The sequence below is a fragment of the Micromonospora sp. LA-10 genome (assembly GCF_051853095.1).
Taxonomy (GTDB): domain Bacteria; phylum Actinomycetota; class Actinomycetes; order Mycobacteriales; family Micromonosporaceae; genus Micromonospora; species Micromonospora echinospora_A.
Map to the genome: position 1 here is coordinate 688,427 of NZ_CP195710.1, position 19,997 is coordinate 708,423.

Consider the following 19,997-nt stretch of genomic DNA (forward strand, 5'->3'; position numbering starts at 1 on the left):
CCTACGCTCGGCGCCATGGCACCGTCGGAGAGCGCCGGCCCGGAACCGGCAACCCCGCTCGCCACCGGTCGCACCGCCGACGTCTGGCTGCTGCCCGGCGGGCGGGTGCTGCGCCGCTACCGCGACGGCGGCGACGTGCGGGCCGAGGCCGAGGTGATGCGGCACCTGCACCGGGCCGGATATCCCGTGCCCCGGGTGCACCACGCCGACGGCGCCGACCTGGTGCTCGACCGGGTCAGCGGCCCGACGCTGGTGGAGGCGTTCCACGCGGGCGCCGTCGCCGCGCCCGCCGCGGCCCGCATGCTGGCCGACCTGCACGACCGCCTGCACGCGCTCCCGGCCCTCCGGTCTGCCGATCCGGCGGTCCGCATCCTGCACCTCGACCTGCATCCGGACAACGTGCTGCTGACCGCGACCGGTCCGGTGGTCATCGACTGGACCGACAGCGCCGAGGGGCCGCCCGCGCTGGACCGGACGACGACCGCGTTGATCCTCGCGGAGGTCGCCGTCGCTCCGGGCCACCCGCTCGCGGCGGCGGCCGGTGAGCTGCTGTCCGCGTACGCCGCCGTGTCCGGGCCGCTCGACCGGCCGGCGGAGGCGGTACGGCACCGTGCCGCCGGTCACGCGCCCGATCCGCAGCGACTGCCCGAGGCGGCCGCGCTGCTGGCGGAGACGATCCGGGCGGTCGCGCCGGCGAGAGAGCGCCGGGCGTCTCAGCCCTCGTCGCCGCCGCGCAGCCGCTCGTAGCCGTCGAGCAGCTTGCGCAGCCCGGCGGCGGTGACGCCGTCGATCTTGTCGTCCTCGGCGGCGTCCTCGATCTTCTCGCGCAGGTCCTCGACCCGCTTGTCCCGGTCCTTCGGCTTGCCCCGGTCCAGCTCGGCGGCCTTCTTGCGCAGGTCGTCGGCGGTCTTGCCGTCGATCAGCCCGATCGACTCGGCCCGGTCGAGCAGCTCACCGAACCGGTCGCCGAGCTGACGCAGCGTCACCGGCTCGGGCGCCGTCGACGGCGGCGCGGCGCTGCTGGGCCGCGGCGCGGGCGGGTCGGCGGCACGCGTCGACGGGCCGGCCGTGGGCGCGGCGGCCGGCGGGGCGCCGGAGCCGTCGCTCCACAGCAGCGAGCCGACCACCGCGAGCAGCAGCACCACGGCGCCGGCGACGAGCAGCCCGAACAGCCGGTTCGAGGAGACGGCCGGGCGCGGCGGCGGCACGGGACGCTCCGGCGCGACCGGGCGGGCCGTGGGAACCCGCTCGACCAGGGTGGGCGGGTGCGCCACCGGCGCCACGGTGGGCAGGATCGCGGTCGGCGGATCCGCCGGCCGGCCCGCGCCGAGGCGCTCGGCGAGCCGGGCCGCGGTGGGCCGCCGCTCCGGGTCCGCCGCGAGGCACGCCAGAACCAGATCGGCGATCTCCGGCGGCAGGCCGGACACCCGCGGCGGCGGCACCGGCGGCCGGTTGCGCCGCACCTCCAGCACGTCGTCCCAGCTGCGCACCGGCAGCGGGGCCCGGCCGGTGAGGCTGCGGTACAGCAGCACGCCGAGCGCGTACACGTCGCCGGCCGGGTTCGCCGGGCCCGGGTCGAGGCGTTCCGGGGCGAAGTAGGCGGGAGTGCCCATCAGCAGCACGCCGGTGTGCCCGGTGACCGGGTGCGGGCCGGCGGGCGCGGCGATGCCGAAGTCGAGTACCTTCGCGCCGGTCTCGGTGAGCATCACGTTCGCCGGCTTGACGTCGCGGTGCACCACGCCGATGCGGTGCGCCGCGGCCAGCGCCCCGGCGACCTGCCCGGCCGTGCGGACCGCGTCCGGCCAGGCCAGCGGCCCGCCGGCCAGCCGGTCGGCGAGCGTCTGACCCTCCACCAGCTCCATCACCAGGTACGGGACCACGACGCCGCTGTCCAGCGTCGCCTCGCCGTAGTCGTACACCTGGGTCACGTGCGGGTGGGTGAGCCGTGCCGCCGCGCGGGCCTCGCGCTGGATCACCGCCCGAAGTTGCGGGTCGGCGGCGAGCTGCCCGGCGAGGGCCTTGACCGCGACGGGCCGGTGCAGCACCTCGTCGTCGGCGCGCCACACCTCGGACATCCCGCCGAGGCCGATGCGCTCACGCAGGACGTAGCGGTCGTGCAGGCGCAGGGCGGGCGTGAACGGCGACATAATTCACCAGGCTGCCACGTGCGGCACCGGCCGCACCAACCCCCGCCCCCGTTTCGTCGGTGTTCCGGCGTTCTTCCGCCCGCCTCAGGGCTTGCGGGCGACCCCGCCGTACATGCTGACGTCGACCACCGACGGCCGTGGCTCCGGCTCGCCGTCGGCGCGCCACTCGGCCACCGAGCAGACGCCCGGCTCGGCCAGTTCGAGGCCGTCGAAGAAGCGCACGACCTCCTCCCGGCTGCGCAGGTTGATCACGCCGTGCGGGCCGCCGCCCCGGGCCGCCGCCTTCGCCTCGGCGGCCACCTCCGCCGGAAGGTAGTCGTGGGTGGCGTGCGAGGCGGCCAGGTAACTGCCGGCGGGCAGCGCGTCGAGAAGCGTGTCGACGATCGCGTACGGGTCCTCGCCGTCGGGCACGAAGTGCAGCACCGCCAGCAGCATCAACGCCACCGGCTGCGACAGGTCGAGCGTGCGGCGCAGGTCGGGGTGGGCCAGGATCCGCTCCGGGTCACGCAGGTCCGCGTCGAGGTAGGCGGTGACGCCGTCGGCCGAGCTGGTGAGCAGCGCGCGGGCGTGGGCCAGCACGATCGGGTCGTTGTCGACGTACACCACCCGGGCGCGCGGGTCGATCGCCTGCGCCACCTCGTGGGTGTTGTCGGCGGTGGGAATGCCGGTGCCGATGTCCAGGAACTGCCGGATGCCCGCCTCACCGGCCAGGTGACGCACCGCGCGGCGCAGAAAGCGCCGGTTCTCCAGCGCGCTGATCCGGATGGTCGGGAAGCGGGCGGCCATGGCGTCGCCGGAGTCCCGGTCGGCCTGGAAGTTGTCCTTGCCGCCGAGCCAGTAGTTGTACCGGCGGGCGGGGTGCGCCACTGTCGTGTCGATCCGGCCGCCGAGCGGCCCGGAACCGGGCGTCGTCCCTGCTGCGTCGCTGGTCAAGGCCGCCTCCACGACTCGGGTGCCACCGTCCACTGTCTCCGGTGCGGATCATGCTACTGCCCGGCGCCGGGCCGGTCAGGCGGGGTACAGCTCGTCGCGGAGGCGGGCCAGCAGCTCACGGGTGCGCTCCGGCGGCGCGGCCTCCACGCACAGCCGTTCCATCGCCTCGGCGTAGAAGTCGAGGTCGTCGCGCTTGTCCAGGTAGATGGCGCTGGTCAGCTGCTCGATGTAGACGATGTCCGGCAGGTCGGCGTCGCCGAAGCGCAGGATGCTGAAGGCGCCGCTGGCCGCGGCGTGCCCGCCGGCGGAGAACGGGACGATCTGCAGCCGTACGTGCGGCGCGGCGGTCGCCTCGATCAGCGCGTCCATCTGCTCGCGCATCACAGCGGTTCCGCCGATCGGGCGGCGCAGCGCCGCCTCGTCGAGCACCGCCCACAACTGCGGCGGGTTGCTGCGGCGCAGCAGCTCCTTGCGCTGCATCCGCAGCTCCACCCGCCGGTCCAGCTCCGCCGCCGACGCGCTGCGGTGCCCGAGCAGGATCACCTCCCGGGCGTACGCGGCGGTCTGCAGCAGGCCGGGCACGAACTGCACCTCGTACGTGCGGATCAGCGCGGCGGCGGCCTCCAGGCCCAGGTACGCCTGGAACCACGCGGGGAGCACGTCGCCGTAGCGGTGCCACCAGCCCGGGCTGTTCGCGTCCCGGGCGAGCTTGAGCAGCGCCTCGCGCTCGTCGGCGTCGGTGACGCCGTAGAGCGTGAGCAGGTCGGCCACATCGCGCTCCTTGAAGCCGACCCGGCCCAGCTCCATCCGGCTGATCTTCGACTCGGAGGAGCGGATCTCCCAGCCGGCCGTCTCCCGGCTGACCCCGGCCCCCTCACGCAGCCGCCGCAGCTGCCCACCGAGCAACATGCGCAGCACGGTGGGCCCGCTTGTCGGACCACCCTCGACGGGCACCGTCGCCACCTGACCGCCCTCGCATCCCGACTGCCCCGGCCGGGTGCCGTCCCGGCCGACGAGTAAGCATGCCATGAACCGACAGTGAGGTGAACTCCTCCGGAGCGGTGAATCAGTCCCGTGTGCGGGACGGCGGGATCAGGTGGTCGAAGTCGCCGTCGCGCGCGCCGAGCACGAAAGCCGCGATCTCGTCCACTGTGTAGATCAACGCCGGGCCCTCCGGGTGCCGGGAGTTCCGGACCGCGATTCCGGTGCCGCCGGGCAGCTCGGCCAACTCGACGCAGTTGCCGCTGGGGTTGCTGCGGCGACTCTTCGACCAGCGCATCGGGGGCAGCTCCGGTACGGGCACACCGTTCGGGGGTTGTTGCATGGGCGTCCTTCGGGATGAGCCAGCCGAGGCCGCGGGGAGGAGCGGTGGGTGGCGACGTCTGTCGACTGAGGAGTGAGATGCACGTGCATCTGCTATTGCATCTGCAATGGACGGAGAGCATGATAGCCGAAACGTACGGTGTGCCGGGTCGCTCACATTCGGTGACCCGAACCCGGGCTCCGGATGCCGCCGCGCGCGGCTAGGGGACTGCGGTGAGGAGGACGCGCGTGCCGGATCCGATGACCGTCGCCTCCGGTATATCCGCCGCGGGGGCCCTGATCTCGGCCTGGCAGTTGCGCCGCCGCGCCGTACGCGCCGAGGCCGAGATCGAGCTGCTCCAGGCCGAACTGGCCGCCGAACGGCACGCCGCCAGCCACGACCCGCTCACCGGGCTGCCCAACCGCCGCGCGTTCTTCCGGCTCGCCGCCACCCTGCTCACCGACCCGGCCGGGCAGCCACTGGTCGCTGTCGTGCTCGACCTGGACAACTTCAAGCAGGTGAACGACCGCTACGGGCACGCCGCCGGCGACCAGGTGCTGATCAGCGTCGCGCAGCGGCTCGCCGCGTTCGCCGGCAACAACCTGGTGGCCCGCCTCGGCGGCGACGAGTTCGCCGGCCTGCTGGTCAGCCCCACGGCCGACCGCCGGTGGATCGAACACGCCACCCGGCGGCTCTGCGAGGCGCTCGCCGCGCCGATCCCGCTGGGCGCACGCAGCATCCAGGTCACCGCCTCGGTCGGGCTCGCGCCGGTGCACTGCCCGACGCAGCTCACCGACGCGCTGTGCCGCGCCGACGCCGCCATGTACGAGGCGAAGACGCTCGGCGCGGCCCGGTCGCCACGCCAACTCGTCGCGGAGTACTGACCGGCCCGATCCGGCGCGGTCAGCGCCAGCCGTAGCCGGCGCGCAGCGCCTGTCCGACCCGGTCGAACCGGGGCCGGTCCAGCACCGCGCCCTCACGGCGGATGCTGTCCTCGCGCATGGTGAGCACCCGGTCCAGGCGCACCCAGGAGGGCCGGTTGTCCCGGTCCCACTCCCCCGGGCCGAGCGCCAGCCAGTGCCGCTGGCCGTCCCGGTCGCTCTGGCTGGACAGCATCAGCCCGAACAGCGTGCGGCTGTGCCGTCCCACCACCAGCACCGGGCGGTCCTTGCCCTGGCGGGGGTCGTCCTCGTAGGGCACCCACGTCCAGACGATCTCACCCGGGTCGGCGTGGCCGTCCGGCTCCGGCGCATACGACAACTCGCGGCGCTGCAACGCGCTGACCTGGCGGCGGCGCGCGACCTGAGCCGGGATCGGCCCGCCCGTGCGGGCCGGGGCGGGCACGACCCGGGTGATCCGGCCGAGCCGCGACGCCACGTTCTTCAACAGACCTGCCACGGCGGGCAGCCTATCGGCCGGGGTACGACCGCCCGGGAATCGGGTCGCCCGGCCAGGTGGACGGTGCCCGTTGCTCTGGACGGTTCACAGGTGTGCAGCGATCTTTGTGCCGACCGACGCCGCCGACCGGCAGGTGTTCCTGAAGCGCCCTTGCGGCCGAAGCGCAAGGCAGCCGACGATCCGGCCGTCTCGTCCGACCTGAATGATCGATGTGTGCGACGCCGACGCTGTGTCACCCTCTCGCGATGCACGCTGAGGAGCAAGTCCGCAACCGGATCCGCGATGTGCTCGCCGTCCCCGGCGTCAACGGCCTCGTCGCTGCCTACTTCGACCCCGATGGACCGTTCGCCGGCACGTTGTTCGACCTGCTCGGCGAGAACCCGCCTCGTGTGCTCACCCTTGACGACCTGCTCGCAACCACGCTGTTGGACATCTCCTGGCAGCCCTTCGCCGTCCGTGCGCTTCTCGCTGACGGCGACCACGTCACGGCAGCACTCGCTGCGATCCCCACTGATCTGGATCTGTGGACTGCCGGTCCGGACGTCCTGCAGTCAGCAACAGCCTTGCATCATTGGTTGGACCGACTGCCTGGGGTAGGCCCAGTGATTGCGAGCAAACTTCTTGCCCGCAAGCGGCCCCGGCTCGTGCCCATCCATGACAGCCTCGTGTTTCGGGTGCTGACTCCGCCAAAGAACAAGTTCTGGATGACACTTGGGGCCGCGCTGACCGAATCCACTCTCCGTCAGCAGATAGAGGACCTCCGCCCAGCAAGCGGCGACTCAATCAGCCTCTTGCGTCTGCTCGACGTCGCAATCTGGATGCGTCACAGCCGTTCGCGCAACGCCCGCAATGCCCGCAAGGCACTCGCGGTACCCGAGCCCGAGCCGCTTCCACGCGCTAAATCGTGACGACGGCCGGAAGGATGCATGCGACCGGCGGCAGAAAAAGGTGACATGAAATCACGACGGGTGCACCTGACATCCGGCGGTCTCACAGCGGATCTACGCCCTGTCCGAGATCCTCTCGGTAGCCCCTCCTCTCGCAGACCTCTGCCCACCAAGGAGAACCAGGTTCGCAACCGCTTGAACGTCGACCTCGCGAACCTCGTCGCCGCGATGCGTGCCGGTAGAGAGTCGACCGCGTGGGAGCTGCTTCGGGAAGCGAGAGCCCTGGTGGCTCGGCTTCCCCGAGGCTCGTGCGAAGCCGAGCGCCGCAAGATCAACGCTGCCGCGCTCGTGCTTCGCTCCACCACCTGGCGGCAGAAAGCTGCCGATACAAGACATGGCCGAGGTAGGGAGTCAACGAGGTAGGCGTCTTCGTTCCCGGCCACCCGGCCTGGTCGCGCTCGGCGAACGCGGTGTGGCGCGACCTGGCGTGCCGGGCGCTGCGGTGTCCGTGCGGAATGCCCCCTGTTAATAGAGGGCCCTTCTACTACCGGAGGCGTTAATAGGGGGCCCTTCCTTACGCTGGGGGCGTGCAGCTGCCTGACGATCTGCCGGTGTTCGAGCGCAGCGCGGTGCGGCTGGTGGTGCTCGACGCCACCGACCGCCTGTTGCTGTTCCACACCCGCGACCCGGACCACCCCGACCTCGGCGTGTGGTGGGAGCTGCCCGGCGGCGGGCTGGACCCCGGCGAGACGTACCGGGAGGCGGCGGTCCGCGAGCTGCGCGAGGAAACCGGCATCGCGATCGGCCCGGACGAGGTGGGCGCGCCGACGTGGCGGCGGCGGGCCAGCTTCCGGCACCGGCAGCGCCGCCACCTCCAGGACGAGGTGGTCGTGACGGTACGGCTGCCCGGCCCCGGGCCGGACGTGGACGAGGCGCTGCGGCTGGACTACGAGGTGGAGGACTACTTCGGGTTCCGCTGGTGGCCACTGACCGAGGTGCTAGCCGAGCGGCCGCGCTGCTATCCCGGACGGCTGCCGGAGCTGCTGCCCGCGTTCCTGGCCGGCGAGGAGATCGACGAGCCGTTCGAACTGTGGTCCTGAGCGCGGGCGTGCCGCGCGGCGCGCGAGCGGGCAGAGTGGAGCCGTGACTCCCCTGCACGCACCCTTGGCCCGTTACGCCGAGCGTCTGCACCGCGCCGCCGGTGACACCCACCACGTCGCCTCGCCGCTGGGCGCCTGGCTGCTGCTGGCGCTGACCGGCCCGGCCGCCACCGGCGACGCCCGCGCGGCGCTGGCCGAGGCACTGGGCGCCGACCCGGACGACGCCGCCGCCGAGGCCCGGGCGCTGCTCGCCGCGCCGCACCCGATGGTCGCCGCGGCCACCGCGCTGTGGGAGCGCAACCCGGCTGCGGAGCTGGCCGCCTGGCGGGCCGCCCTGCCGGAGGCCACCGAACGCGGTGCGCTGCCCGACCAGGCGACGCTGGACGCCTGGGCCCGGGAGCGTACCGGCGGCCTGATCGACCGCTTCCCCGTCGACGTCGCCCCGGACACGCTGCTGGTGCTGGCCAACGCGCTCGCGACCCGCGTGTCGTGGGCCGACCCGTTCGACACCGCCCCGGGCACCGAACTGGGCACGGGCAGCGCCTGGTCGGGCCGGCTGAGCCGGGTGCTGCGTACGCCGCCGTTCGGGCACCGCAGCTGGGTGGCGGCCACCGACCGGGCCGGTGGCGTGGCCGTGCACGCGGTGCCGGCCCGCACCGGGGACGACGGCGCGGGGATGCTCGTGGTGTCGGTGGCCGCCGCGCCCGAGGTGCCGGCCGCCGACGTACTGGCCGCCGCGCAGGAGCTGGCGGGCACCGCCGCGCTCCTGCCGGACTCGATGCCGGGCCGCCGGTCGCTGTACGACCTGCCGCTGGGCGAGACGCCGCTGTGGACGGTGCGGGAGAAGCCGATCCGCACGTTCGCGGCGGACGGCCGGGAGGAACGCGTCACAGCGGTGCTGCCCTGCTGGTCGGCGCAGAGCCGGCACGACCTGACCGCGCCTGGGTTCGGCTTCGACGCGGCGGCGCGGGCGCTCGGCGAGCTGCTGGGCCTGGCCGCGCCGGAGTTCGACGCCGCGCAGTCCGCCGTGGCCCGCTTCGGCCGCTACGGCTTCGAGGCCGCCGCGGTGACCGCGTTCGGCATGGTGGCCGGCCTGCCGCCGGAAGGCGTCGCCCGGGTCGCCGAGCTGCGCTTCGGCCATCCGTACGCGGTGGTGGCGGTGACCACCGACCCGGCCGGCGGCCCATGGCACGCGCTGCCTGTCTACTCCGCCTGGGTGGCCGACCCGGAGGAGCTGCCCGCCGACGACGCCGGATAGGCGGCGGACGCGGCGAGCGCGCTCGTGAGCTGGTCGAGCCCCAGCGAGCCGAGTTCCAGCGCCCGGTTGTGGAACGCGCGCCGGTCGCCGGGGAACGCCGCGCGGCCGTCGCGCCACACCCGCTCCCCCACCTTGTACGTGAGCGCCTGCCCGGGCCGGCCCAGGTACCGGGCCAGTTCCAGGGGCGCGTACGGGCCCTGGTGGCAGCGGTCGCGCAGCAGGTCCAGCGCGGCCTCCGGCGTCCACCGCGCACCCGGGTCGGACGGCATCGGTAGCCGCAGGTGCAGGCCGATGTCGAGCACGACCCGCGCCGCCCGCAGCAACTGCATGAAAAGGTGCCCCAGCCGGGCGCCCGGCTGCTCGTAGAGCCCGATCTCGTCCATGAACCCCTCGGCGTACAGGGCCCAGCCCTCCTGGGCACCGGAGAGCCCGCCGAGCAGGTTCAGCCGCTGCCCGGGACCGCCCCGGCACGCCTCGGAGCCGAGTTGCAGGTGGTGGCCGGGGACGCCCTCGTGGTACGCGGTGCTGTACGCCCACCAGGTGGGGAAGCTGGTCCGGCTCTCGGGCAGCAACCACGAGACCCGGCCCGGGCGGGTCAGGTCCCGCGACGGTCCGATGTACGCGGTGCCGCCGGACGTGGTGACCCGGGACTCGATGCGCCGCAGCGGCGCGGGAATGTCGAAGTGGGTGCCGTGCAGCCGCTCGGTGGTGGCCTCCAGCAGGTCCTGCGACCAGGCGGCGAACTCGGCCCGGCCGTGCAGGACGCCGGGCGCGTCGGGCCGGTCGAGCCGGTCCCGCACCTCGGGCACGGTTCCGCCCAGCGTCTTCGCCTCCGCGACCAGGTCCGCCTCGATCGCGGTGAACTCGTCCCAGCCCCACTCGTACAGCTCGCGCAGGTCCGGCTCCGCGCCGAGGAAGGTCCGCACCCAGAGGGCGTACCGCGCCGGGCCGAACGCCTCGTCGTCGTGCGCCCGCGGCGCGAGGTCCGCGGTGAGCGTCGCGGCGAACCGCCGGTACGCCTCCCGCGCGTCCCGCGCCGCCGCCTGCAACGACCGGCGCTGCGGGCCGTCGCCGTAGCGCTCCACGAGCGTCGTGTCGTCGTCGGTCCAGTTGCGGCAGCGCTGGGTCACCAGGTCCACCTGGCGTCGCGCCGGGAGGTGACCGCGCTCGGCGGCGACCAGGAGGCTGCGGGCGTACCCGTCGAGGGCTGCCGGGATGGCGGCCTGGCGCGCGCCGACGCGGGCCCAGCCGTCCTCGTGGGCCGCGTCCCCGGCGTCGCGGCCGGGCACCGCCGCCTCGACGCACTGGCGGATGAGCTGGAGCGGGCCGGTGGCGGCGGCGTGCAGTTCGCGCAGGTCCTCTCCGGCCTCGTGGAACGCGATCCGGGTGCGCAGCCGTTCGGCGAGGTGGGCGTGCAGCGGACTCGTGGCGGACAGCGCCTCGACCCGGCGCAGGGCGCGGGCGGCGAGGTCGGCGCGGGCCTGGTGACCCTCCGGGCTGTAGTCGGTGAGCCCGTCGACGTCCTGCTCACCGGCCTCGACCACCGCCACACACGGATCGAGGCGGGTCACCTCCCCCAGCAACCCGTCGGTGAACTCGTCGATCATGGCATCGAGGCTAGCCGCACACCGCCGGATTGCGGCTACGCTCGCGCCGTGAACGTCGATGCGCCGCGCCGGCGACCGATCAACGCTCTCGCCGCCCTACCTGCCCTTCCCTGGGTCGGCATCCACCTGCTGCTCTACATCGGCGTCGCCGTCGTGGTCCCCCTGCTGTGGGAGCCGGCCCCGGCCGGCGGCCTCGTCGAGGCCTTCAACCAGGCCCTCACCGAGTTGCCGTCAGTGCTCCTCAGCCCTGGCGGGGTGATGGTGAGCGCTCTGGCCGCCGGCTGCCTGGGAGTGCTGCGCCTGCTGTCCCGCGTCCGGTGGTACTGGTTCAGGCTGGCCGCGATCCTGCTCTTCGGCGTGCCGCTCCCGCTGTTCGTGTTCGCCGCGGCCGGTGCGAGGGCGGCGGTGCCGGTGGCCATCCCCCACCTGTTGGTGGCGCTGCTGATCGTGCAGCCCCGGCGTTCGGACGGTTGGGCGGAGCCGGATCCGGCCCCGGAAGGCCAACGCTGGTAAGGAGTTCGCGTCGGCCGGGAGGCCCGGAACCGACGCGAACTCCTTGACTCACACGGTCAGACCGAGACGAGTTCCTTCTCCTCGGCCTTGGCGGCCAGGCGCTTCTCGCGCTCCTGGGCGCCGATCAGGTCGTCCGGCAGGGAGTCCTCCACCTCGATGTCGAAGCGGCGCAGCAGCCGGATCGCGAACCCGCCGAGCGTGACCAGGACCAGCGCCGCGCCGAAACAGATGTACGCGAAGCCGATGCCCCGCCCCGGGCCGGTGCCGATCACCGCGCCCACCGTGCCGGCCAGCGACCCGCCCGGTGCGAGCATCGGCTCGAACAGCGCGGTGGCGCCCGGTGCGAGCAGCGCGAACCCGATCGGCAGCGTCGACCAGGAGATGGTCTGGTTGAGGCTGAACACCCGGCCGTGGAAGCGCTGCGGCACCTTGACCTGGACGATCGTCGCGTAGATCGACTGCGCGGTGGTCATCGACATGGCCAGCCAGCAGAAGCCGACGCAGATCATCGCCACCGACGCGTCCAGGCCGATCAGTATGCAGCCGATCGCGGTGCCCAGGTTGCCGATCAGCACGCCGATCATCCGGCGCTTGCGCGGGCCGCCCCACAGCGACATCAGCACGCCGCCGAGAACCGCGCCGACCGCCTCGGCCAGCGCGACCTGGGCGACCTGCGTCGGGCTGCCGAACGACAGCACGAGCGGGGTGATGAGCACCAGCGCGGGCGCCAGGAAGACGTTGCCCAGCGCGAAGTAGCCGAGCATCAGCCGGAACCCGCGGTGCCGCCAGGAGTAGCGCATGCCGTTGGCGATGGCCACCAGCAGCCGCTCCCGGGGCCGCCAGCCGAGCATGTCCGGGAAGCGGACCACCGCGAGGGTGAGCACCGCGAACACGTAGCTGGCCACGTCGACGAGCAGGATGCCCTTCAGGTCGATGGTGGCGAGCAGGCCGGCCGCGAACGCCGGCATGAGCAGCGTGGCCACACCGGTGGAGAGCTGGGTGATGCCCATGGCGTGCCCGAGGTAGCGCTTGGGCACCAGTTGCGGCACGGCCGACTGGAACGCGATCCGCTGGAACGAACCGGCCACCGAACTCAGCGCCACCAGCATGTAGATGTGCCAGAGCACCAGGTTGTCGGTCCACAGCAGGCTGGCCAGCACGAGCTGAACGGAGCCGGCGAAGCAACTGGCCGTCATCATGATCCGGCGTCGGCTGACCCGGTCGACCAAGGCGCCGGCCACCGGCAGCATGAGCACGCCGCAGATCAGCGCGAGCGCCCAGAGCAGGCCGAGGTTCGCCACCGAGCCGGTGCGGTTGAACAGCCAGATCGGCAGCGCGAACGCGGTCAGCGCGGAACCGGTGCTGGAGATGAGCTGACCGGTCGTGATGGCCATGAACCGGCCCATGCTCGGCTTGACCGTATCGGTGGGCTTGCGGGTCTCCCCCACCCGCAGCGTGTCGGCCACCACCCAGCCGGCGTCCTCACCGCGGGCCTCCGCGGTCAGTTCGCCGACGTCACCGGCGACCACCGCCGGGTGCGTCTGTGTGACGATCTCGGCCAGTTCCTCGGCCCGGTACTTGAGGAAGAAGTGCCCGGCCTGGTCGAGCACGACGAGGCCGAGTGTGTCACTGAGGAACTGCCACTCGGCGTACCGCTCGCGGTAGTAGTCGGTGACCGGGTCCTCGGAGCCGACCACCGAGATGATCGGCGTACGCAGCTTCGTCGCCTGCTGGTCCAGCAGCCGGGTGAAGTACTCCTCCGAGGCGCGGGAGTCGGCCCGCATGTTGCTGATGATCCGGTCGGCCTGCTCCGGCTCCAGCTCGTCGGTGTCCACACCCATCGACTTGAGCCAGCTCGCCGAATGCCGGTTGCTGCTGAGCCGCTCCAGGCGGTCGCGCAGCGCCGCGATCACGCCCTTCGGCCGGGCGAACGGGAACATCGCGCCGATGTAGACGGCCTCCAGGTCCCGGCCGGCCGCCTCGACCTTGCGGGCCACGTCGGCGAGGATGGCGCTGCCCACGCCGCAGTGGCCGTACAGCGCGATCGGCCCCTCGACCCGTTCCAGAATCTCGTCGGCGACCCGGCTGGTCAGCTCGTCGAACGGCAGCGCGTCCTCGGTGAGACCCACGTCGTGGCCGGGGATCGCCAGCGACCACAGGCCGTACCCGGCCGGCAGCGCGTCGGCCAGCGGCTGGTAGACGATGGCGCTGCCGCCGCCGTACGGGACGCAGACGTACGTCAGCACCCGCTTGGCGGCCGGGATCGGCTTGGTCAGCTCGTAGAGCAGCCGGCGCGGCCCCTCCTGGGCGGCGTCGGAGATGAACGCGGCCAGGTCGCGGATGGTGCGCTGCTGGAACAGGTCCATCACGCCGACCGCCCGGCCGCCCAGCTCAGCCTTGCGGATCTTCGCGACCACCTGGGTGGCGAGCATCGAGTGCCCGCCCAGGTCGAAGAAGTCGTCGTCGATGCCGAGCGTGTCCACGCCCAGCACCTCGGACCAGATCGCGGCGAGCGCCCGCTCGGTGTCGTCGCGCGGCTCGACCAGCTCCACCGACGCCTCGCGGGTGACCACCGGCGCCGGCAGCGCCTTGCGGTCCAGCTTGCCGTTCGGGGTCAGCGGCAGTGCGTCGAGCGTGACGAACGCGGCCGGCACCATGTACTCCGGCAGCGTGTCCTTCAGCGCCGCCTTCAGCGCGGTGTGCTCGGCCGCCCCGACCAGGTACGCGGTGAGCCGCTTGTCGCCCGGGCTGTCCTCGCGGACGATCACCGTGGCCTCGGTGACGCCCGGCTGCTCGCGCAGCGCGCTCTCGATCTCGCCCAACTCGATGCGCAGGCCGCGCAGCTTGACCTGGTGGTCGATGCGGCCCAGGAACTCGATCACCCCGGCGCCGTCCGGGCCGGTCACCCAGCGGGCCAGGTCGCCGGTGCGGTAGAGGCGGGCGCCCGGCTCGCCGGAAAACGGGTCGGGAACGAACTTCTCCGCGGTCAGCGCCGGCCGGCGGTGGTAGCCGCGGGCCAGCCCGACGCCGCCGATGTGCAGCTCACCGGCCACCCCGACCGGGCACTGCGCGCCGGACGGGTCGAGCACGTGCAGCCGCAGGTTGGCGATCGGCGCGCCGATCGGCACGCTCGTCACCTCCGCGAGCCGGTCCGGCTCACACGCCCAGGCGGTCACGTCGATGGCCGCCTCGGTCGGGCCGTACAGGTTGTGCAGGCCGCACCAGGGCAGCCGGGCGGTGAAGTCGGCCGCCGAGGCAAGCGGCAGCTCCTCGCCGGAGCAGATCACCCGGCGCAGCGCGGTGGCCGCCTCGACGCCGTCCTCGGCGAGGAAGACGGTGAGCATCGAGGGTACGAAGTGGGCGGTGGTGATCCGCTCGGACACCAGCAGGTCGCGCAGGTAGCCGGCGTCCTTGTGGCCGCCCGGCTTGGCCAGCACCAGGCGGGCGCCGGTGCGCAGCGGCCAGAAGAACTCCCACACCGACACGTCGAAGCTCGCCGGGGTCTTCTGGAGCACCGCGTCGTCGGCGCCGAGCCGGTACGTCTTCTGCATCCAGTCGAGCCGGTTGACGATGCCCCGGTGCGTGTTCGGCACGCCCTTCGGGCGGCCGGTGGAGCCGGAGGTGTAGATGACGTACGCCAGGTGCTCCGGCCCGGCGGCGGGCGCCGGGTCGTTGTCGGGCTGGCCGGCCCAGACCGCGGCGTCGTCCAGTTCGAGGACCGTGGCGCCGGTGTCCGGCAGCACGTCGCGCAGGTGCGACTGGACCAGCACCACCGGCGCGTCCGCGTCGCCGACCATGAACGCGAGCCGGTCGGCCGGGTACTCCGGGTCCAGCGGCAGGTACGCGCCGCCGGCCTTGAGCACGCCGAGCAGGCCGGCGACCAGTTCCACCGAGCGTTCCGCGCAGACCCCGACGAGGGTCTCCGGGCCGACACCGGCCGCGCGCAGCCGGTGCGCGACGCGGTTGGCCTGCGCGTTCAACTGCGCGTACGTGCGGCTGTGCCCGTCGATGGTGACCGCCACCGCGTCCGGCGTGGACGCGGCGCGCTCCTCGATCGGGCCGTGCAGCGTCTGCTCGCGCGGGAAGTCGGCAGTGGTGTCGTTCCAGGAGGCCAGCAGCTCCCGCTCGGCGGCGGGCAGCAGCGGCAGCCGGGACACCGGGGTGTCCGGCGCGGCGACGAGCGCGTCCAGCAGCGCGGTCCACCGCCGGGCCATCCGCTCGACGGTGGCCCTGTCGAACAGGTCGGTGTTGAAGACCAGCTTGCCCCAGAGCCCGTCGACTGTTTCGACCGCGTGCAGCTCGAAGTCGAAGCGGGTGGCCCGCAACTCCATCGGGGTCCAGGTGAACGTGACGTCGTCGGTGCGGGACACGCCGGTGAACCGGCCCATCTCGTAGTTCTGCAGCACGAACATGGCCTGGAAGACCGGGGAGCGGCTGACGTCGCGCGGCAGGCCCAGCTCGTGCACGACCTTGGCGAACGGCACCTCGGCGTGCTCGAGCCCGTCCAGCACGGTGCGGCGGGTGCGCTCCAGCAGCTCGGTGAACGTCGGGTCGCCGTCCAGGTCGGCGCGCAGCGGCAGCATGTTGATGAACATGCCGACGACGTTCTCCAGCTCCGGCGCGGACCGGCCGGCCACCGAGGCGCCGATCGCGAAGTCGTCCTGGCCGGAGTGCCGGGCCAGCAGCACCTGGTACGCGGCGAGCAGCGTCATGAACAGCGTGCCGCCGCTGTCGCGGGTGAGCGCGTTGAGCGCCTCGGTGGCGGCCGGGTCGAGCTGGAACTCGACGAAGTCACCCCGGTAGGTCTGGGTGGCCGGGCGCGGCCGGTCCAGCGGCAGCTCCAGCGGGGTGATGCCGGCCAGCCGCTGCTTCCAGTAGTCGACGTGCGCCCGCGCCTGCGGTCCGTCCAGCTCCCGCGTCTCCCAGACGGCGAAGTCGCCGTACTGGATCGGCAGGGCGGGCGGCTCGCCGCCCCGGTACAGCGTGATCAGGTCGCGCAGCAGCACGTCCACCGACCAGCCGTCGCCGACGATGTGGTGCTGGGCGAGGAACAGCACGTGCTCCTCGGCGGTGAGCCGGATCAGCAGCGCCCGCAGCAGCGGCCCGCCGGCGAGGTCGAATGGCTCGGCCGCCGCCGCGTCGACCAGCGCCTGCGCGGCCGCCTCGTCGGGAGCGTCCACCACAGTCAGCGGCACGTCCGCGGTGTCCGCGATCACCACAGTGGGACGGCCGTCGGCGTCGGCCGGGAAGCGGGTGCGCTGCGACTCGTGCCGCTCGGCGAGCCCGGTCAGGGCGGCGCGCAGCGCGTCCACGTCGAGCGGCCCGCGCACCCGCAACGGCACCGCGATGTGGTACGCCGCCTCGCCCGGGGCGAGCTGGTCCATGAACCAGACCCGCTCCTGGGCGTAGGACAGCGGCACCTCGGCGCCGGCCGGGCGGGGGGTGATCCGGGCCGCGGGGGCGGTCTGGCGGGCGCGTAGCCGTCGGGCGATCAGCGCCTGCCGGGCCGCCTCGCGGGCCGGATCCTTCAGGTCGGTCATCAGTTGGTTCCCTCTTCCGCCGCGAGCAGCGCGGCGACCTCGGTGTCGGAGAGCCCGTCGAGCTCCGCGGCGATCCGCTGTTCGATCTGGGCGGCCAGGTCCGCCACCACGGGGCTGCTGAACAGCGCCCGCATGGGCAGCTCGACGTCCACCTCGGCGCGGATACGGGCCATCGCCCGCATGCCGCGCAGCGAGTTGCCGCCGAGGGCGAAGAAGTCGTCGTGCGCGCCGACCTTCTCCACCTGGAGGATCTCGGCGTACACCTCGGCGACCAGGGCCTCGGCCTCGGTGCGGGGCGCGACGTAGCTGTCCTGGGCCGGCTCGGCCGCCGCCGGGGCGGGCAGCGCGGCGCGGTCCAGCTTGCCGTTCGGGGTCAGCGGCAGCGTGTCCAGCCGGACCAGGGCGGCCGGCACCAGGTGCGCGGGCAGCTCGCGGGCCAGTTCGGCGCGGACCGAGTCCTCGTGGGCCGGGCCCACCAGGTAGCCGACGAGCATCGGCTCGCCGCCGTCGGCGCGTACCGCCGCGGCGGCGGCGCGCACGTCCGGGTGGGCCAGCAGCGCCGCCTCGACCTCGCCCAGCTCGATGCGCATGCCGCGCACCTTGACCTGGTCGTCGCGGCGGCCCAGGTAGTCCAGCGTGCCGTCGGCGCGCCAGCGGGCCAGGTCGCCGGTGGCGTACATCCGGGCGCCGGGCGGACCGTACGGGCAGGGCAGGAACCGCTCGGCGGTCAGCCCGGGCCGGTCGTGGTAGCCGCGGGCGAGCTGCGTGCCGGTGACGTACAGCTCCCCCACCACGCCCGGGGGCACCGGCTGCAGGGCGGCGTCGAGCAGCAGCGCCCGGGTGTTCCAGGTGGGCGTGCCGATCGGCACCGGGCCGGCCGGGACCGGCTCGCCGGGGGCGATGCGGGCCGCGACGCAGCCCACGGTGGCCTCGGTCGGGCCGTACTCGTTGATGACCGCCACGTCGGGGTGCGCGGCCCGCCAGGCGGCGAGCTGCTCCCCGGTCAGCGCCTCGCCGCCGATCACCAGGTCGGCCGTCGGTGACAGCTCGGCGTCGAGCAGCGGCAGGTGGCTCGGCGTGACCTTGAGGAAGGCCGGCCGGCCGCCGACGCGGGCGGCGGGCTCGTCGATCGCGGCGAACCGCACCGTGCCGCCGGCGGTGAGCGTGCCGAGCAGGCCGGTGACGGTGAGGTCGAACGAGACCGGCGAGTGCAGCAGCGCCACCCTGGCCAGCCCCGGGTAGGTGGCCCGGGCCCAGGCCAGGTACGCGGTCACCGCCCGGTGCTCGACCACCACACCCTTCGGGCGGCCGGTGGAGCCGGAGGTGTAGAGCACGTACGCGGGGTGCTCGGGGCGCAGCGGGGCGACCCGGTCGGCGTCGGTGAGGTCGTCGCCGGGCTGGTCGGAGCCGACCTCGCCGTCGAGCACCAGCGCGTCGCCGGACACCAGGGCCGCGGTGTCCGGGTCGGCCACCACCAGCGCGGGCGCGGCGTCCTTGAGCAGGTACGCGATCCGCCCGGCCGGGTACGTGGTGTCCACCGGCACGTACGCGGCGCCGGCCTTCAGCACCGCGAGCATCGCCACGACAAGGTCGCAGGAGCGGGGCAGGGCAAGCGCGACCCGGGTCTCCGGGCCGGCCCCGCGCGCCACCAGCAGCCGGGCGAGCCGGTTCGCGGCGGTGTTCAGCTCGGCGTAGCCGAGCGTCACGCCGTCGCAGACCAGCGCCGGCGCGTCCGGGGTGGCGGCGGCCTGCCGCTGCACCTCGTCGACCACTGTGGTCGCCGGCACGTCGCGGGCGGTGTCGTTCCAGGCGCCGAGCACCAGGTCACGCTCGTCGTCGGTGAGCAGCGGCAGCGCGGCCACGGTCCGCTGCGGCTCGGCCACGGCGGCGTCGAGCAGCCGCACGTAGCGGCGTACCACCGCCTCGGCGGTCCCCCGGTCGAACAGCTCGGTCCGGTAGACCAGGCGGCACTCCCCGGTGGTGATGTCGAAGGCCAGGTCGTCCTTCGTGGTGCCCAGCTCCACCGGGTCGAGGCCGGAGTCCGGGATCCAGTTCAGGGCGGTCTGGAAGATCGGCTGCACCGACGGGTCCCGCTGCGGGTCGACCGCCTCGACGATCTTCTGGAACGGCGCCTGCCCGTGTTCCATGGCGTCGATCAGGCCGTTGCGGACCCGGCCGAGCAGCGCCGCGAACGTCGGGTCGCCGGAGACGTCGCAGCGCAGCGCCACCGGGTTGACGAACATGCCGATCAGCGGCGTCAGCTCCGGGTTGTCGCGGCCCGCCGTGGAGATGCCGACGACCACGTCCGCGTCGCCGGAGATCCGCGACAGCAGCGCCGCGAAACCGGCCAGCAGCACCATGTACGGGGTGGCCTGCGCGCCGCCGGCCAGCGCGCCGACGCGGTCCAGCAGCCCGTCGGGCAGCGTGAAGCGCACCTCGTCACCGGCGAATCCGAGCTGGGCCGGGCGGGGCCGGTCCAGCGGCAGGCCGGTGACCGGCGGCGCCCCGGCCAGGTGACCGGTCCAGAAGGCGACCTGTCGGTCCAGTTCGTCGCCGGTGAGCTGCTGGCGCTGCCAGACCGCGAAGTCGGCGTACTGGATGGGCAGCTCAGGCACGGCGGGCTCCGCGCCGGTGCGCGCGGCCTCGCAGAAGGCGACCAGCTCGGCGTGGAACAGCACCGCCGAGTGGCTGTCGAAGACGGCGTGGTGCGCCACGAACGCCAGCGCCAGCCCTTCGGTCATGCGGATCAGCCGGGCCCGCCACAGCGGCGCCGCGTCCAGCGGGATCGGGCTCCGCGCCATCTCGCCGCGGATCCGCTCGAACTCGCCGCGCTGCTCACCGGCGGGCAGATGGGTGACGTCGGTGACGGGCAGCGGCGCCGGTTCGTGGGCGCGCACGACCTGCACCAGCGCGCCGTCGTCGACCCGCAGGTGGGTACGCAGCGCCTCGTGCCGGGCGATCACCCGGTTGACCACGTCACCGGCCGTCTCGGCGTCCACGCCGGCCGGGAACATCAACGGGACGGAGACGTTGAACACCGGCGACCCGGCGTCGAGCTGGTTGGCCATCCACACCCGCTCCTGGGCGTAGGAGGCCGGGAAGGTCCACTCCTGGGTCGTGCTCATGAGAGGGCCTCGCGCACCGAGCGGGGCCGCATGTCGGTCCAGACCTCGTCCACGTGGGCCAGGCACTCCTCGCGGCTGCCGGCGAAGCCGGTGTCGTGCCAGCCGGCGGGCAGCTCGCGGTCGGCCGACCAGATCGAGTACTGCTCCTCGTCGTTGCGGACGACCAGGAATCGGGATTCGGCCATG

The 19,997-nt window shown here is 73.7% G+C and carries 15 protein-coding genes; 6 read left to right on the forward strand and 9 right to left on the reverse strand.

Features of this window, described 5'->3' with window-relative positions:
* The first annotated feature begins 15 nt into the window (after positions 1–15).
* Entirely contained in the window at positions 16–747 is a 732-nt protein-coding gene (locus ACSDG8_RS03355; protein ID WP_210891301.1) for a phosphotransferase, read from the forward strand.
* Here the strand turns inward: ACSDG8_RS03355 and ACSDG8_RS03360 are convergent.
* From ACSDG8_RS03360 to ACSDG8_RS03375, 4 genes are all read right to left on the reverse strand, one after another.
* The gene (locus tag ACSDG8_RS03360; protein WP_210891299.1) at positions 714–2,147 is read right to left on the reverse strand and encodes a serine/threonine-protein kinase; all 1,434 of its coding nucleotides are present in this window, start codon (positions 2,145–2,147) and stop codon (positions 714–716) included. The genes ACSDG8_RS03355 and ACSDG8_RS03360 overlap by 34 nt on opposite strands.
* A gap of 84 nt (positions 2,148–2,231) precedes the next feature.
* The gene (locus ACSDG8_RS03365) at positions 2,232–3,080 is read right to left on the reverse strand and encodes an SAM-dependent methyltransferase (protein WP_210891297.1); all 849 of its coding nucleotides are present in this window, start codon (positions 3,078–3,080) and stop codon (positions 2,232–2,234) included.
* A gap of 75 nt (positions 3,081–3,155) precedes the next feature.
* Positions 3,156–4,043 carry a helix-turn-helix domain-containing protein gene (locus tag ACSDG8_RS03370; protein ID WP_210891295.1) on the reverse strand — a complete coding sequence of 296 codons (888 nt, stop codon included), beginning with the start codon at positions 4,041–4,043 and terminating at the stop codon, positions 3,156–3,158.
* Between the two features lie 103 nt (positions 4,044–4,146).
* Positions 4,147–4,404 (reverse strand): DUF397 domain-containing protein, encoded by a 258-nt coding sequence (locus tag ACSDG8_RS03375; protein ID WP_030502645.1) that lies wholly within the window; start codon positions 4,402–4,404, stop codon positions 4,147–4,149.
* Between the two features lie 227 nt (positions 4,405–4,631).
* Here ACSDG8_RS03375 and ACSDG8_RS03380 point away from each other — a divergent pair, with 227 nt between their 5' ends.
* Positions 4,632–5,267, forward strand: a complete 636-nt coding sequence (locus ACSDG8_RS03380; RefSeq protein ID WP_210891293.1) for a GGDEF domain-containing protein — start codon at positions 4,632–4,634, stop codon at positions 5,265–5,267.
* 19 nt (positions 5,268–5,286) lie between these two features.
* On the opposite strand, the gene ACSDG8_RS03385 is transcribed toward ACSDG8_RS03380, so the two are convergent.
* On the reverse strand, positions 5,287–5,781 hold the full coding sequence (locus ACSDG8_RS03385) for a type II toxin-antitoxin system PemK/MazF family toxin (RefSeq protein ID WP_210891291.1): 495 nt from the start codon (positions 5,779–5,781) through the stop codon (positions 5,287–5,289).
* A gap of 245 nt (positions 5,782–6,026) precedes the next feature.
* Here ACSDG8_RS03385 and ACSDG8_RS03390 point away from each other — a divergent pair, with 245 nt between their 5' ends.
* The 3 genes from ACSDG8_RS03390 (at position 6,027) to ACSDG8_RS03400 (ending at position 9,026) form a co-directional block, all read left to right on the forward strand.
* Positions 6,027–6,689 carry a DUF6308 family protein gene (locus ACSDG8_RS03390; protein ID WP_210891290.1) on the forward strand — a complete coding sequence of 221 codons (663 nt, stop codon included), beginning with the start codon at positions 6,027–6,029 and terminating at the stop codon, positions 6,687–6,689.
* A 566-nt stretch (positions 6,690–7,255) separates the two neighbouring features.
* Positions 7,256–7,768, forward strand: coding sequence for an NUDIX hydrolase (locus tag ACSDG8_RS03395; protein ID WP_210891288.1), 513 nt, complete (start codon positions 7,256–7,258; stop codon positions 7,766–7,768).
* A 43-nt stretch (positions 7,769–7,811) separates the two neighbouring features.
* Positions 7,812–9,026, forward strand: coding sequence for a hypothetical protein (locus ACSDG8_RS03400; RefSeq protein ID WP_210891286.1), 1,215 nt, complete (start codon positions 7,812–7,814; stop codon positions 9,024–9,026).
* Here the strand turns inward: ACSDG8_RS03400 and ACSDG8_RS03405 are convergent.
* Positions 8,972–10,633 (reverse strand): DUF885 domain-containing protein, encoded by a 1,662-nt coding sequence (locus ACSDG8_RS03405; protein WP_210891284.1) that lies wholly within the window; start codon positions 10,631–10,633, stop codon positions 8,972–8,974. The genes ACSDG8_RS03400 and ACSDG8_RS03405 overlap by 55 nt on opposite strands.
* Before the next feature lie 48 nt (positions 10,634–10,681).
* Between ACSDG8_RS03405 and ACSDG8_RS03410 the strand changes: the two genes are divergently transcribed.
* Complete coding sequence (locus ACSDG8_RS03410) at positions 10,682–11,146, forward strand: hypothetical protein (RefSeq protein ID WP_210891282.1); 465 nt, start codon at positions 10,682–10,684, stop codon at positions 11,144–11,146.
* Positions 11,147–11,202: 56 nt separating this feature from the next.
* On the opposite strand, the gene ACSDG8_RS03415 is transcribed toward ACSDG8_RS03410, so the two are convergent.
* The 3 genes from ACSDG8_RS03415 to ACSDG8_RS03425 are packed head-to-tail and all read right to left on the reverse strand — an operon-like array spanning position 11,203 to position 19,996.
* A complete protein-coding gene (locus ACSDG8_RS03415; RefSeq protein ID WP_210891280.1) occupies positions 11,203–16,686 on the reverse strand; it encodes a non-ribosomal peptide synthetase/MFS transporter in 5,484 nt (1,827 codons plus the stop codon).
* Entirely contained in the window at positions 16,686–19,811 is a 3,126-nt protein-coding gene (locus ACSDG8_RS03420) for a non-ribosomal peptide synthetase (RefSeq protein WP_210891278.1), read from the reverse strand. The genes ACSDG8_RS03415 and ACSDG8_RS03420 overlap by 1 nt, the downstream gene beginning before the upstream one ends.
* A complete protein-coding gene (locus ACSDG8_RS03425) occupies positions 19,808–19,996 on the reverse strand; it encodes an MbtH family protein (protein ID WP_043324625.1) in 189 nt (62 codons plus the stop codon). Before ACSDG8_RS03425 ends, ACSDG8_RS03420 begins: the two co-directional genes overlap by 4 nt.
* Between the last annotated feature and the right edge of the window lies 1 nt (position 19,997).